15 protein-coding genes are annotated in these 13,247 nt (G+C 73.7%); 5 read left to right on the plus strand and 10 right to left on the minus strand.

Annotated elements, in window-relative coordinates:
• Nucleotides 1-43: 43 nt before the first annotated feature.
• From ACTT8P_RS30185 to sigE, 5 genes are all read right to left on the minus strand, one after another.
• Nucleotides 44-715 carry a hypothetical protein gene (locus ACTT8P_RS30185; RefSeq protein WP_442834946.1) on the minus strand — a complete coding sequence of 224 codons (672 nt, stop codon included), beginning with the start codon at nt 713-715 and terminating at the stop codon, nt 44-46.
• A gap of 196 nt (nt 716-911) precedes the next feature.
• Nucleotides 912-1,349, minus strand: coding sequence for a sec-independent translocase (locus tag ACTT8P_RS30190; protein WP_442834947.1), 438 nt, complete (start codon nt 1,347-1,349; stop codon nt 912-914).
• A gap of 123 nt (nt 1,350-1,472) precedes the next feature.
• A complete protein-coding gene (locus ACTT8P_RS30195; protein WP_442834948.1) occupies nt 1,473-3,386 on the minus strand; it encodes a trypsin-like peptidase domain-containing protein in 1,914 nt (637 codons plus the stop codon).
• Between the two features lie 91 nt (nt 3,387-3,477).
• Nucleotides 3,478-4,494, minus strand: coding sequence for a zf-HC2 domain-containing protein (locus ACTT8P_RS30200; RefSeq protein ID WP_442834949.1), 1,017 nt, complete (start codon nt 4,492-4,494; stop codon nt 3,478-3,480).
• Complete coding sequence (sigE, locus tag ACTT8P_RS30205) at nt 4,491-5,273, minus strand: RNA polymerase sigma factor SigE (RefSeq protein ID WP_442834950.1); 783 nt, start codon at nt 5,271-5,273, stop codon at nt 4,491-4,493. Before sigE ends, ACTT8P_RS30200 begins: the two co-directional genes overlap by 4 nt.
• Nucleotides 5,274-5,376: 103 nt before the next feature.
• Here sigE and ACTT8P_RS30210 point away from each other — a divergent pair, with 103 nt between their 5' ends.
• On the plus strand, nt 5,377-6,075 hold the full coding sequence (locus ACTT8P_RS30210; RefSeq protein ID WP_442834960.1) for an O-methyltransferase: 699 nt from the start codon (nt 5,377-5,379) through the stop codon (nt 6,073-6,075).
• Between the two features lie 88 nt (nt 6,076-6,163).
• On the opposite strand, the gene ACTT8P_RS30215 is transcribed toward ACTT8P_RS30210, so the two are convergent.
• Complete coding sequence (locus tag ACTT8P_RS30215) at nt 6,164-6,331, minus strand: DUF3117 domain-containing protein (RefSeq protein ID WP_003966491.1); 168 nt, start codon at nt 6,329-6,331, stop codon at nt 6,164-6,166.
• A 352-nt stretch (nt 6,332-6,683) separates the two neighbouring features.
• On the opposite strand from ACTT8P_RS30215, the gene ACTT8P_RS30220 reads away from it, so the two are divergent.
• Nucleotides 6,684-7,487 (plus strand): enoyl-CoA hydratase/isomerase family protein, encoded by an 804-nt coding sequence (locus ACTT8P_RS30220; RefSeq protein ID WP_442834951.1) that lies wholly within the window; start codon nt 6,684-6,686, stop codon nt 7,485-7,487.
• Nucleotides 7,488-7,490: 3 nt separating this feature from the next.
• Here the strand turns inward: ACTT8P_RS30220 and ACTT8P_RS30225 are convergent, their stop codons facing one another.
• Both ACTT8P_RS30225 and ACTT8P_RS30230 read right to left on the minus strand, forming a co-directional pair.
• Complete coding sequence (locus tag ACTT8P_RS30225; protein WP_442834952.1) at nt 7,491-8,075, minus strand: DNA-3-methyladenine glycosylase I; 585 nt, start codon at nt 8,073-8,075, stop codon at nt 7,491-7,493.
• Nucleotides 8,072-8,437, minus strand: coding sequence for a DivIVA domain-containing protein (locus tag ACTT8P_RS30230; RefSeq protein ID WP_442834953.1), 366 nt, complete (start codon nt 8,435-8,437; stop codon nt 8,072-8,074). The genes ACTT8P_RS30225 and ACTT8P_RS30230 overlap by 4 nt, the downstream gene beginning before the upstream one ends.
• A gap of 170 nt (nt 8,438-8,607) precedes the next feature.
• Here ACTT8P_RS30230 and folP point away from each other — a divergent pair, with 170 nt between their 5' ends.
• Entirely contained in the window at nt 8,608-9,468 is an 861-nt protein-coding gene (gene folP / locus ACTT8P_RS30235; protein WP_442834954.1) for a dihydropteroate synthase, read from the plus strand.
• A 20-nt stretch (nt 9,469-9,488) separates the two neighbouring features.
• On the opposite strand, the gene ACTT8P_RS30240 is transcribed toward folP, so the two are convergent.
• A complete protein-coding gene (locus ACTT8P_RS30240) occupies nt 9,489-10,247 on the minus strand; it encodes a TIGR00730 family Rossman fold protein (RefSeq protein WP_442834955.1) in 759 nt (252 codons plus the stop codon).
• A 110-nt stretch (nt 10,248-10,357) separates the two neighbouring features.
• On the minus strand, nt 10,358-11,437 hold the full coding sequence (gene dapE / locus ACTT8P_RS30245) for a succinyl-diaminopimelate desuccinylase (RefSeq protein ID WP_442834956.1): 1,080 nt from the start codon (nt 11,435-11,437) through the stop codon (nt 10,358-10,360).
• An 83-nt stretch (nt 11,438-11,520) separates the two neighbouring features.
• On the opposite strand from dapE, the gene ACTT8P_RS30250 reads away from it, so the two are divergent.
• Both ACTT8P_RS30250 and ACTT8P_RS30255 read left to right on the plus strand, forming a co-directional pair.
• On the plus strand, nt 11,521-12,492 hold the full coding sequence (locus ACTT8P_RS30250) for a heavy metal transporter (RefSeq protein ID WP_442834957.1): 972 nt from the start codon (nt 11,521-11,523) through the stop codon (nt 12,490-12,492).
• A 271-nt stretch (nt 12,493-12,763) separates the two neighbouring features.
• A complete protein-coding gene (locus tag ACTT8P_RS30255) occupies nt 12,764-13,198 on the plus strand; it encodes an ATP-binding protein (protein ID WP_442834958.1) in 435 nt (144 codons plus the stop codon).
• The last annotated feature ends 49 nt before the right edge of the window (nt 13,199-13,247 follow it).

The following is a 13,247-nucleotide window of genomic DNA, read 5'->3' on the forward strand; positions in this document are numbered from 1 at the left end:
CGCCCACGGCGAAGGGGCGCCGAAACCACCGGCGCCCCACAGCTCACGCGTACTCGGCGATGTCCTTCACCGCGGCGAAAGCCAGCCCGTACGCACTCATCCCCCTGCCGTACGCCCCGAGATGCACCCCCTGCCCGGTGGACCCGGCCAGCACCCACCCGAACTCCGACTCCCGGTAGTGGAACGGCGTCGGCACCCCGTCCACCGGCAGCGACAACGTCGACCAGTCGGACCCGTCGAGGTCGTCCGCGAGGACCCACGCCGTCTCGGTCTGCTGGTCCAGCCAGTCGTCCCGCAGCGAGTGGTCCATCTGCCCCGGCCAGGTGAAGGACAGCAGCCCCACCCCGGCCAGCCAGGCCGCCGAGGACACCGACGTGGCCTCCAGCGTCCCCGTACCGTCCGCGCTGCGCCGCACCGGACTGGCCGCGACCGTCACCACGACCGCGAACTTCTCCTTGGCGTCCTGCTCGTCACCCGCCACGTGCTCGTTGCGCACCGACGGCTCGTCCCCGTGTCCGATCGAGCCGTGCTCGACGGCCCCGTCGGCGGCCGTGCCGACCTGCATCAGCCAGCGCGGCCCGGTGAACGCCTCGTCGAGGCCGTACCAGGGAAAGGCCGCCCGCAGGTAGCCGTCGACCGCACTCGGGGCGGAGGGGGACGCTGCCCCGCCCTCCGCGGCCGACGCCTGCGCGACTGCCCGACTCGTCGTCTCCATGTGCCCGGACGCCTCCTCGCTCTAGTCGGACCGGCACGGCCCGCCCCCCTTCGGGCGTACTCGTACGATCCGCACAACAAGTCGGCAGCATAGCCACCCCGGTCGGGGCGGCCCGGAAAGCGCCCGGTGCGTGGGTCGCGCGGACGGCGGGTTCAAGCCGCGCACCACCGCAACGGAGTACGACAAGCGCCGGGCGTCAGGTGGCGTCCGCGTCGAAGGGCGGCCGCTCCTCGCGGGCGGTGCCCGCCGTGCTCTCCGGCTTCTTGGTCATGTCGATCCGGCCCGAGGACGACGAGCCGGACGCTTCCGCCTCGCGGCCCTGGACGGCGTCGGCGACCTCGGCCATCTCCTTCTTCAGGTCGAAGCCGCTGCGGATCTCCTTGAGCCCCAGGTCGTCGTTGTCCAGCTGCTTGCGGATGAACGTCTTGGGGTTGAGGTCCTCGAACTCGAAGTCCTTGAACTCCGGGCCGAGCTCCTGCCGGATGTCCTGCTTGGCGCTCTCCGAGAACTCGCGGATCTTCCGGATCGTGCGCGTCACGTCCTGGATGACCTTGGGGAGCTTGTCCGGACCGAAGACGAGCACGGCGAGGACGACGAGCGTGACCAGCTCGAGTGGTCCTATGTCATTGAACACCTGAAGCTCCTTGGGATGTCCGGGCCGCCTCCACGGTACCCGCCCATCCCGTGAGACCGGTACAGTCCCGTCCGCTCCTCATGCGCCGGGTCCGGCCGCTTTCCGCATTGTTTGCCATTCGGTTCAGTCCCCGGCCGAGGAACCGAGCGTCAGCGAGACCTTCCTCACCTCGCCGTCCCGTTCCAGGGTGAGGGCGAGCCGGTCGCCGGGGCGGTGCGCGCGGGTCCGGACGATCAGTTCCTCACCGGAGTGGATCCGGCGGCCGTCCACGGCGGTGATCACGTCCCCCGGCCGAAGGCCCGCCCGGTCCCCGGGGCCGCCCTCGGTGACCGCGGGGCCGCCGTCGCCGCCGCCGGTGCCGACCCGGGCGCCGTCGCCGGTGTAGCCCATGTCGAGGGTGACGCCGATGACCGGGTGGGTGGCCCGGCCGGTGTTGATCAGTTCCTCGGCGACGCGTCTGCCCTGGTTGACGGGTATGGCGAAGCCGAGCCCTATCGAGCCAGCCTGGCCGCCCTCCGGGTCGGTGGCGCCGTCGGCGGAGCGGATCGCGGAGTTGATGCCGACGACCCGGCCGGCGGCGTCGAGCAGCGGGCCGCCGGAGTTGCCGGGGTTGATGGGCGCGTCCGTCTGGAGCGCGTCGACGTACGAGACGTCGCTGCCGTCGGCTTTCTCGCCGCCCGCCGTGATGGGCCGCTCGGTGGCGCTGATGATGCCGGCGGTGACCGTGCCCGCCAGGTCGAAGGGGGCGCCGATGGCGACGACGGGGTCGCCCACCCGGACGTTGTCGGAGTTGCCGAGCGGCACCGGGCTCAGTCCGCGCACGCCGCTCACCTCGACGACGGCGAGGTCGTATCCGCTGTCCCGGCCGACGACGGTGGCCTCGGCGGTGTCGCCGCTGTGGAAGGTGACCGTGATGACACCGTCGGGGCCGGCGGGCTCGACGACGTGGTTGTTGGTGAGGATGTGGCCCCGGGTGTCGAGGACGAATCCGGTGCCGGTGCCGGCCTGCTCGGCGCCGCTCACGTGCAGCGTGACCACGCCGGGCAGGGCCCGCGCCGCGATCCCGGCCACACTGTCCGGGTCCCGCCCGGCGGGCGCCTTCCCGGCCTGCGGCAGCTCTACGGTGCGCAGGCCGCCGTTGCGCTCCAGATACGTCCCGACGACCCCGCCGGCCAGCCCGGAGGCCACCGCCAGCAGCAGGGCGGGCCCGACCAGCGCCTTCCGGAACCGGCGGCGGCGCGGCGACGTCCGGCCCGCGCCCGTCGTGCCGTCCCCTCGAAACGCCGCACCCCGCTGCATCGCACTCCGCTGCGCCACGGCCCAGGGGTCGTAGCGGGCCCAGGGGTCGGGGGCTGGGGCCGGGTGATGCCCGGCGGGCGGCGGGGCGGTCGGGGGCGCCGCTGTGGGGGCGGTCGGGAGCCCACCCGGCGGCTGCGCGCCGGGAGCGGTGGGCGGGACCGCCGGTGCCGGAACGCCAGCGGTGGGGGACGGGACCGCCGGTGCCGGAACGCCTGCGGTGGGGGACGGGACCGCCGGTGCCGGAACGCCTGCGGTGGGGGACGGGACCGCCGGTGCCGGAACGCCAGCAGTGGGGGACGGGACCGCCGGTGCCGGAACGCCAGCGGTGGGGGACGGGACCGCCGGTGCCGGAACGCCAGCGGTGGGGGACGGGACCGCCGGTGCCGGAACGCCAGCAGTGGGGGACGGGACCGCCGGTGCCGGAACGCCAGCAGTGGGGGACGGGACCGCCGGTGCCGGGGCATCGGCGACGGGCGGGGCCGCCGGGTGCCGGACCGGTGGCGCCGGGGCCCAGGGGCCGGGCCGGCCGTAGGGCGGGGTGTCGTGCGGGCCGTCGGGATCGGGCGCGGGTGCGGCCGCACCAGACCCGAGACCGGTCTCGGACGTGGCTTCGGACCCGGCCTCGGCCCCGGACTCGGCCTCGAACCCGGCCCTCATCCCAGGCCGGGCCGACTCATCGTCACCCGCGTCGTAGCCCGGGCCCCGGCCCCAGTCCCGGTCCCTGCCGTCGTTTCCCATGTCCTCCCCACAGCTGGGCCTGCCCAGGGGCCCGTCGACTGCGCGCCACCTCGGATTCGATCAAACCCGGTCACCGGCGCGCAGTGGCCGGTCAGGGCGTGGCAGGGAAGGAGGTCGCGGCCGGCGAGGCCGACGGGACGGCGGGGTCGGGGACGGGCGCGGCGAGCAGGCCGGGCGGGTTGACCTCGGGCGTGGTCGGCCAGGCGGACAGCGCGACCGGCGGAACGGCCTCGAAGGGACGTATCAGCGGGGACATCGCGACCGCGCCGGCCATGACCGGAGTGGTCAGCGGATGACCGGACTGCCCGCTCTGGTCGTCGGGGCCCGCCGAGGGCGCCGGCAACCCCGGCAGCAGCGGCGCGGAGACCGAGGTGGACGCTATCGGTGCGTCACCCGGCGCTCCCTGGCCCGCGGCCTGTCCGAGCAGCGGCGTGAGGGTGCGGCGGCGCTGGGTCTCGGGGGCGCCGGCCGATCCCGCGCCCTGGGTGCGGGCCGGGGTCACATTGCTGCCGGCGCCCGCCCCGCGCGCCTCGGCGGTGCTGTCCGGCGTACCGGCCGTGACGCCGCCGAGGGCGACCGCGGCGAGCGACACCGCTCCGGCGGCGGCGAACGCGAACCGCAGGCCGCGCGAGGCCGCCCGGTCGGACTCGTGCCGTCCGACGTCATGGATGCGGAAGCCGCGGCCCGGCGCGGCGGGCGCCAGCACCGAGGAGACGTGCGACCGGGAGGGCACGTAGTCGAACTCGAACCGCTCCCCCCGCTTGAGCCCGAAGACCCCCGTTCCGGTCCCGGTGGCGCCGAACCGTCCGGCCAGGTCGGAGAAGCCGGACAGCGGGTCGCCGCCCGGTGCGGCGCCGTCCCCGCCGGGGAGGCCCTGGAGGCGGGCCAGCAGGCTCTCGGAGGGGGCCGGGCCGGCGGCCTCGGCGAAGACGTTCTTCAACCGGCGCTGCGCGTCCACTTCCGCCTTGCACTTGGGGCAGGTGGCCACATGCGCCAGCACGCGCTCCCGCGCGTCATGACCGAGCTCGCCGTCCACCAGGGCGGAGAGTCGGTCTCCCAGATGCTGCTCTGCGAGGTGTCCCTCGGATTTCGGCCGTGAACCGCTCACGCGCTCGCGCCCCCTCCTCCCAGTGCGGGAACGCGGGCCATGAAGGAGCGGCGCTCGGCGCGTGCCTGGGGCGAGCGGTGGGCGAGGGCCTTGCGCAGCTGGGAGCGGCCGCGGTGGATCCGGGAGCGGACCGTGCCGAGCTTGACGCCCAGGGTCGCGGCGATCTCCTCGTAGGACAGTCCCTCGATGTCGCACAGGACCACGGCGGCGCGGAACTCGGGCGCGAGGGTGTCCAGCGCCTGCTGGACGTCGGCGTCGAAGTGCGCGTCGTTGAAGACCTGCTGCGGGGTGGGCTCCCGGCTCGGCAGCCGCTCGGCGGCGTCGTCGCCGAGCGCGTCGAAGCGGATGCGCTGCTTGCGGCGGACCATGTCCAGGAAGAGGTTGGTCGTGATGCGGTGCAGCCAGCCCTCGAAGGTGCCCGGCGTGTAGGTGGACAGGGAGCGGAAGACGCGGACGAAGACCTCCTGGGTGAGGTCCTCGGCGTCGTGCTGGTTGCCGGTCAGTCGGTAGGCGAGCCGGTAGACCCGGCCGCTGTGCGTGCTGACGATCTCCTCCCAGGTGGGCGGAGTCCACGCCGGCCCGTCCGCGTCGGTGGAGAAGGTCGCGGTCCGGTCCTGGCCGGCGGGGCCGGCGGCGTGGCTGTGGTCAGCAGCGGTGTCGTTCACGGATTTCGGCCTGCCCACCGAGGCGAGGAAGCGCCGCAGCACTCCTCCACGGTCCCCGGGCGCGGCCGCACCTCCCCTGTCGGCTCTGGTGGTGTCCAGTGGAGCCCCTACCATAGCCACCTCGCCCGTTAGCTCCGGATAAGCGGTTTTACGAGAATTTGATGCGGGCCGGCCCGGCTGGGCCGTCTCGTCCCCACCCCTTCAAACGACCGGTCCCATCTGCGGGTTCCCGACGCCAACGGATACAGTCACGCCGAGGCTTCAACGGGGACAGGAGAGGGTCATTACCGGCAACCGGCAGACGAGCTGGGCGTTCGCCGACGCCTATGTCGCCGAGGACGACGCGCTGCACTGGGCCCGCGACCGGGCCCACGACGCGGGCCTGCGCTCGGTGACGCCCAGCACGGGCTCCGCGCTGCGGCTGCTCGCCGCCGCCGTGGACGCCAAGGCGGTCGCGGAGATCGGCACCGGCTGCGGCGTCTCCGGGATCCATCTGCTGCACGGCATGCGGCCGGACGGCGTGCTCACCACGGTCGACCCCGAGCCGGAGCACCAGCAGTTCGCCCGCCAGGCGTTCCGCGCCTGCGGGTTCGCCAGCAACCGGGCGCGCTTCATCCCGGGCCGGGCGCTGGACGTGCTGCCCCGGCTCGCGGACGCCGGCTACGACCTCGTGTTCTGCGACGGTGACCGGTTGGAGTACCTCGACTACCTCGCTGAATCGTTGCGCCTGCTGCGGCCGGGCGGCCTGGTGGTGTTCGAGGGCGTTTTCGCGAACGGCCGGACGGTCGACTCGGGCCCGCAGCCCACCGAGGTGCTGCGGCTGCGCGAGCTGCTGCGCGCGGTGCGGGAGAGCCAGGAGCTGGTGCCCTCGCTGCTGCCGGTGGGCGAGGGCCTGCTGTGCGCGGTGAAACGGTAGCCGCGGGTCCGCCGGGACGTGTGTCATGCAGTGGGCCCGGTACCGCGTGCGGTACCGGGCCCACTGGACATGTATGGTCGCTTGCGCGTCAGCCGACGACCTTCTTGAGGGCATCGCCCAGTGCGTCGGCCTCGTCGGGGGTCAGCTCGACAACGAGCCGACCGCCACCTTCGAGCGGAACGCGCATGACGATGCCCCGCCCCTCCTTGGTCACCTCGAGCGGGCCGTCGCCCGTCCGCGGCTTCATGGCCGCCATGCTCGTTCCCCTTCCTGATACCAGTTCATCGTCCAGGCCGACGGCCCTTTAGGGCACGCGCGGCCCCATACTCGGGACGCGCGACACCGGCATCGAACACATTGCTTCCAAGCCATTATCCCGCATCGCAGGACCCGATGACCAACATCGGTCGGCATCGCTTGGGCAACGCACGCGAGCAAAACCACTCAATTCGGGGATGTGACTGCGATACTGCGCGCTCGCACGCACTTCCGCCGAACGGATACGGACCGGAATTCTTTGACGGAGGTCACACTCCCGCCGCGGTCCGCCCCCGGTGAACTCCGCCATGCTGTCCTGCACAGGTACGACGACACGGAGGGGATACGCCATGGCCGACACCGTGCGCTACGAGGTGAGCGACGGACTCGCGACGATCACGCTGAACCGCCCCGAGGCGATGAACGCGCTGAACATCGAGACCAAGGCCGCCCTGCGGGAGGCGGCGCGCAGCGCGGCGGACGACGACGCCGTGCGGGCGGTGCTGCTCACCGCGGCCGGTGACCGGGCGTTCTGTGTGGGCCAGGACCTCAAGGAGCACATCGGGCTGCTGACCGCCGACCGGGAGACCGGCTCGGGGCGGACCATGAGCACGGTGCGGGAGCACTACAACCCGATCGTGCGGGCGCTGGCCGAGGCGCCGAAGCCGGTGGTGGCCGCGGTGAACGGGGTGGCGGCGGGGGCCGGCCTCGGCTTCGCGCTCGCGGCGGACTACCGGATCGTCGCCGAGACGGCGGCGTTCACCACGTCGTTCGCCGGCGTGGCGCTCACCGCCGACTCCGGGGTCTCCTGGACGCTGCCGCGGGTGGTCGGCCCCGGGCGCGCCGCCGACCTGCTGCTCTTCCCGCGCACCATCACCGCGCGGGAGGCGTACGAGCTGGGCATCGCCAACCGCCTGGTCCCGCCGGCCGAGCTGCGCGCGGAGGCCGAGAAGGTGGCCCGCGCCCTGGCCGAGGGCCCGACGGTGGCGTACGCGGCGCTGAAGGAGTCGATGGCGTACGGCCTGACGCACACCCTCGCCGAGACCCTGGAGAAGGAGGACGAGCTCCAGTCCCGGGCGGGCTCCTCCGAGGACCACGGCATCGCGGTGCGGGCGTTCGTCGACAAGGAGCGGCCGAAGTACCTGGGCCGGTAGCGGTCAGCTCTGCCGGGCCACGCAGTCCCCGAGGTGGTCGTCGACCAGGCCGCACGCCTGCATCATGGCGTACGCCGTGGTCGGGCCGACGAAGCGCAGGCCGCGCTTCTTCAGCGCCTTCGACAGGGCGGTCGACTCGGGGGTGACCGGCGGGACGTCGGCCAGCGTCCTGGGGACCGGCCGGCCCACCGGGTCGGGAGCGTGCGACCAGATCAGCTCGTCCAGCTCGCCCGGGGCCCAGCCGGCCAGCACCCGCGCGTTGGCGAGGGTCGCGTCGATTTTGGTGCGGTTGCGGATGATGCCCGCGTCGGCGAGCAGCCGCTCGCGGTCCGCGTCGGTGAACTCCGCCACCGCGTCGATCTTGAACTCGGCGAACGCGGCGCGGAAGCCGGGGCGGCGGCGCAGGATGGTGAGCCAGGACAGGCCGGACTGGAACGCCTCCAGGGTGAGCCGCTCGAACAGCGCGTCGTCGCCGTGGACCGGGCGGCCCCACTCCTCGTCGTGGTACGTGAGGTAGTCGGCGGTGGACACGGCCCAGGGGCAGCGCGGCGCGCCGTCCGGACCGACGGCGGCGGCTCCTGCGCTCAACTGCGTCCCTCCTCGTCGGGCTTCTCCATGGCGACGCGGTGGGTGACGCGGTGGGCGGCGCCGCGGGCGCCCGCCAGCGCGGACTCCAGCTCGGCGATCCGGGCGTCCCGCTCGGCGAGCTCGGCGCCGAGCCGGCCGAGGGCGTCGTCGACGTCCGCCATACGGTACCCGCGGACGGTCAGCGGGAAGCGCAGGCGCTCCACGTCGGCGCGGTTCACCGGCCGCTCGGCGGGCAGCGGGTCGACCAGCCGCTCGGGCGGGGCGTCGGGCAGCGGGCCGCTGTCGCCGCCGCCGACCACGGCGAGGGTCACCGCGGCGACCACCACGGCGAGCGCGACGACGAGGAACAGGAACATAACCACCGCTGGGCCCCCACGGTCGGATCATCGGATGGATTCACGAGGTCCCCATTGAATCGCGTGAATCGTGTGCATCGGAGTCGGGTGTGTCGGGTCGATCGTGCCATGCGAGTCTGACAGCCGGGTCCGCAGGAGGCCCCGCACACCGGACGGACGAGAAGGAGTCACAGGGGATGCTCAGGCTGGGCAGGCGCGTGTTCGAGGCGCACGAGCCGGTGATCATGGCGATCGTCAACCGGACCCCTGACTCCTTCTACGACCGGGGCGCCACCTTCCAGGACGAGGCGGCGCTCGCGCGCGTGGAGCGGGCGGTCGCCGAGGGCGCCGCGATCATCGACATCGGCGGGGTCAAGGCCGGCCCCGGCGACGAGGTGAGCGCCGCGGAGGAGGCGCGGCGCACGGTCGGCTTCGTGGCCGAGGTGCGGCGGCGCTTCCCGGACGTCGTGATCAGCGTGGACACCTGGCGGCACGAGGTCGGCGAGGCCGTCTGCGAGGCGGGCGCGGACCTCCTGAACGACGCGTGGGGCGGCGTGGACCCGAAGCTCGCCGAGGTCGCGGGCCGGCACCGCGTCGGCCTGGTGTGCACGCACGCCGGGGGCGCCCAGCCGCGCACCCGGCCGCACCGGGTGGCGTACGAGGACGTCATGGCCGACATCCTCCGGGTGACGCTGGGACTGGCCGAGCGCGCGGTGGCGCTCGGGGTGCCCCGGGAGTCGGTGCTGATCGACCCGGGGCACGACTTCGGCAAGAACACCCGGCACAGCCTGGAGGCGACCCGGCGGCTCGGCGAGATGGCGGCGACCGGCTGGCCGGTGCTGGTCTCCCTGTCCAACAAGGACTTCGTCGGCGAGACCCTGGACAAGCCCGTCAAGGAACGCCTCCTGGGCACCCTGGCGACGACGGCGGTCTCCGCCTGGCTCGGCGCGCAGGTGTACCGGGTGCACGAGGTGGCGGAGACCCGGCAGGTGCTGGACATGGTGGCGTCCATCGCCGGCCACCGGCCGCCCGCGGTGGCCCGCCGGGGCCTGGCGTAACCGGGCTCCTAGCGCCCGGCCTAGCGCCCGGCCTCCTTGGAGACCAGCGCGACCGCCTCGTCCACGTCGTCCGTCAGGTGGAACAGCAGCAGGTCCTTCTCGGCCGCCTTGCCCTGGGCGACCAGCGTGTTCTTCAGCCAGTCGACCAGTCCGCCCCAGTACTCGGTGCCGAACAGGACGATCGGGAAGCGGGTCACCTTCTGGGTCTGCACCAGGGTGAGGGCCTCGAACAGCTCGTCGAGGGTGCCGAGGCCGCCGGGCAGGACGACGAAGCCCTGCGCGTACTTGACGAACATCATCTTCCGGACGAAGAAGTAGCGGAAGTTGAGGCCGATGTCGACGTACGGGTTCAGGCCCTGTTCGAAGGGCAGCTCGATGCCCAGGCCGACCGAGGTGCCGTTCGCCTCGCAGGCGCCCTTGTTGGCCGCCTCCATGGCGCCGGGGCCGCCGCCGGTGATCACCGCGAAGCCGGCCTCCACCAGGCCCCGGCCCAGCCGCACGCCCGCCTCGTACTCCGGGGAGTCCGCCGGCGTCCGCGCGGAGCCGAACACGCTGATCGCGGGCGGGAGTTCGGCGAGGGTGCCGAAGCCCTCGATGAACTCCGACTGGATGCGCAGCACCCGCCAGGGGTCGGTGTGCACCCAGTCGGTGGGGGCCCGCTCGTCCAGCAGCCGCTGGTCGGTGGTGCTCGTCTTGACCTGGTCCCGCCTGCGCAGGACCGGCCCGGTGCGCTGCTCGTCCGGCGGCTGCTTCTTGCCGATCGGGTTGCCGGTGGGCATGGGCGCTCCCTTGCGTCGTGCGGTCGTTCCACCTCAGCGTAGATCCACGCGGGTTACGCGCGGGGTACCTCAGCATGTCCGCCGTGCGGCGCCGCAAACCGCGTCCGCGCTCAGCCGGTCAGCCAGGACCGCAGCCGCTCCTCCCCCGCCAGCACCTTGGCCACCTCCACCCGCTCGTCCTTCTTGTGGGCCAGGTGCGGGTTGCCGGGGCCGTAGTTGACCGCGGGGACGCCGAGTGCGGCGAACCGGGAGACGTCGGTCCAGCCGTACTTCGGCTGCGGGGTGCCGCCGACCGCCTCGATGAAGGCGGCGGCGGCCGGGTGGGACAGGCCGGGCAGGGCGGCGCCGCTGTGGTCGTCGACGACGAACTCCGTCACCCCGCAGTCCGCGAACACCTCGCGGACGTGGGCGAGCGCCTCCTCGGGGGAACGGTCGGGCGCGTAGCGGAAGTTGACGGTGACCACGCACTCGTCGGGGATCACGTTGCCGGCCACGCCGCCGGCGATCCGGACCGCGTTCAGGCCCTCCCGGTACTCCAGGCCGTCGATCATCGGATAGCGGGGCTGGTAGGCGGCCAGCCGGGCCAGGATCGGGGCGGCGGCGTGGATGGCGTTGGAGCCCATCCAGCTCCGCGCGGAGTGCGCCCGCTCGCCCGCGGTCCGCAGCAGCACCCGCAGCGTGCCCTGGCAGCCGCCCTCGACCTGTCCGTCGGAGGGTTCGAGCAGCACCGCGAAGTCGCCGGCCAGCCACTCGGGCCGCGCCTCGGCGATGTGCTTGAGGCCGTTCAGCTCGGCGGCGACCTCCTCGTTGTCGTAGAAGACGAAGGTCAGGTCGCGGTTGGGGGCCGGGACCGTGGCGGCGATGCGCAGCTGCACCGCGACGCCCGCCTTCATGTCGCAGGTGCCGCACCCCCACAGCACCCCGTCCGCGTCCAGCCGCGAGGGCACGTTGTCCGCGATCGGCACCGTGTCGATGTGCCCGGCGAGGATCACCCGCCCATCGCGCCCGAGGTCGGTGCGGGCCACGACGTTGTTGCCGTACCGGTCGACCGTCAGGTGCGGCAGGGCGCGCAGGGCGTCCTCGATCGCGCCGGCGAGCGGCTGCTCGGAGCCGCTGACGGAGGGGAAGTCGACCAGCCGGGCGGTCAGCTCGGCGGCGTTCAGCGAGAGGTCAAGCGGGGTGTCGGCCATGACGCCGACCCTAACGCCCGGCCCTTTCGGGCATCCCTCGTGCCTGATCGGACATCGATCCCGCCTCCAGTACCTTGTACCGCGTGTCACAGCCGCTCACCGTCCGCAAGCACCGAGGCCGTCTGTTCCGTCGCGGGGCGGCCCTGCTGGTGCTGGCCGCGCTCGCCGGATACCTGGTGGTCCAGTACCTCACGGCGGGCACCGGTGCGACCGGCTGCACGGTCGTCGCGGCCGGGGACGGTGACGCGGAGTACACGTTCACCCCGGAGCAGGCGGTGAACGCGGCCACCGTCACGGCCGTCGGCACCGCGCGCGGGCTGCCCGAACGGGCGGTGACGATCGCCCTGGCGACCGCGCTCCAGGAGTCGGCGCTGCTCAACGTCCGGCACGGCGACCGCGATTCCCTCGGCCTGTTCCAGCAGCGGCCCTCGCAGGGCTGGGGCACCCCGGCCGAGATCATGGACCCGGTCTACGCGGCGGGGCGGTTCTACGACCAGCTGGCCGAGGTGCCCGGCTACACCCGGCTGCCGCTGACCGTCGCCGCCCAGCGGGTGCAGCGCAGCGGCTTCCCGGAGGCGTACGCCAAGCACGAGCCGGACGCCGCGCTGCTCGCCGCCGCCCTGACCGGCCGGTCCGCGGCCACCCTGACCTGCGCGGGCCGCCCGGCCGCCACCCGGGCCGGCGGTCCGGCCGCGGTACGGGCGGCGCTGGTACGGGACTTCGGACGGACCGTGCTCCGGCCGGCCGGCGCGGCGGCGGGCGCCTCGCCGGTGGCGGTGGCGGTGTCGGCGAAGTCGGCCGGTCCGGTCGTGGTGTCGGCGCGGTCGACCGGGTCGGTCGCGGTGCCGGGCGGCGCGGACGGGCGGCGCGGCTGGCAGTTGGCGCACTGGGCGGTGGCCCACGCCTCGGCGCTGCACATCGAGCGGGTGACGTACGAGGGACGCGAGTGGCGCGCGGGCACCGTCGGCGGCGGATGGCGGACGGTGGAGTCGGCGGCCGGGGCGCGGGGCGCGGAGCGGAACACCGGATCGGTCCGGATCAGTACCGCTCGCTAGTACGAGCCCCCACTCTCCCGAATTACCCGGGCGGTCGGCGGCCGGTCCGGGTGACACCTTTTCGCTGAAGCGTCACAACCCTTGCCAGTACTGAGCCGTAAGGATTCAGCGGACTTTCCGACCGGAGCGGTTTGCCCGCTTTTCGGGGCACCCGATAATGCGACGCATTGCCAACTCTTTACGTTGCCGCGCCGCAACCTTCGTGGACTTCGAGCGGTAGTCACTGCGTCCGAGAGGACCTCACACGTTGACTTTCCGTCGAAGGAGCATCATGTCCCTCCCCCTGACCCGCCGGATCGCCCGTGCCGCGCTGCTCGTCGCCGCGGGAGCGGCTGCCGGGGTCGGTGCGGCCGGCTCCGCCAGCGCGGCCCCGGAGCTGCCCGCCACCCCGAACCTGAGCGGGCTGACCGCCCTGGACGGGGCGAACGTCGGCAACACCGTGGACGCCGCGGCCCAGAACGTCACCGAGACCGCGGGCGACACCGGCAGCAAGGCCGTGAAGAAGGCGGTGCCGGCCGCGGGCAAGACCGGTGGTTCGGTCGTCAAGAAGGCGACGCCGGCCGCGCAGAAGGCGGCCGGGGACGCGGCGGGCTCCGCCGGTGACCTGGTCGGCGAGACCGCCCGCACGCTGCCGGCCGACTCGGTCGGCAAGGGCCTGCCGGCCACCGGCACCCTGCCGGTGCAGGGGCTGCCGCTCGGCGGCTGATCCTCGGATCGGGAACGGCCGTGGGGCCCAGGGAGATCTCCCTGGGCCC

The sequence above is a fragment of the Streptomyces sp. JW3 genome, from assembly GCF_052216785.1.
Taxonomy (GTDB): domain Bacteria; phylum Actinomycetota; class Actinomycetes; order Streptomycetales; family Streptomycetaceae; genus Streptomyces.

Excerpts from the sequence above, each read along its gene's own strand:
- ACTT8P_RS30215 (WP_003966491.1), bottom strand. The coding sequence starts at position 6,331 with ATGGCGGCCATGAAGCCGCGGACGGGCGACGGCCCGCTCGAGGTGACC.
- ACTT8P_RS30240 (WP_442834955.1), bottom strand. The coding sequence starts at position 10,247 with ATGCCCACCGGCAACCCGATCGGCAAGAAGCAGCCGCCGGACGAGCAG.
- ACTT8P_RS30185 (WP_442834946.1), bottom strand. The coding sequence starts at position 715 with ATGGAGACGACGAGTCGGGCAGTCGCGCAGGCGTCGGCCGCGGAGGGC.
- ACTT8P_RS30220 (WP_442834951.1), top strand. The coding sequence starts at position 6,684 with ATGGCCGACACCGTGCGCTACGAGGTGAGCGACGGACTCGCGACGATC.
- folP (WP_442834954.1), top strand. The coding sequence starts at position 8,608 with ATGCTCAGGCTGGGCAGGCGCGTGTTCGAGGCGCACGAGCCGGTGATC.
- ACTT8P_RS30255 (WP_442834958.1), top strand. The coding sequence starts at position 12,764 with ATGTCCCTCCCCCTGACCCGCCGGATCGCCCGTGCCGCGCTGCTCGTC.
- sigE (WP_442834950.1), bottom strand. The coding sequence starts at position 5,273 with ATGGTAGGGGCTCCACTGGACACCACCAGAGCCGACAGGGGAGGTGCG.
- ACTT8P_RS30195 (WP_442834948.1), bottom strand. The coding sequence starts at position 3,386 with ATGGGAAACGACGGCAGGGACCGGGACTGGGGCCGGGGCCCGGGCTAC.
- dapE (WP_442834956.1), bottom strand. The coding sequence starts at position 11,437 with ATGGCCGACACCCCGCTTGACCTCTCGCTGAACGCCGCCGAGCTGACC.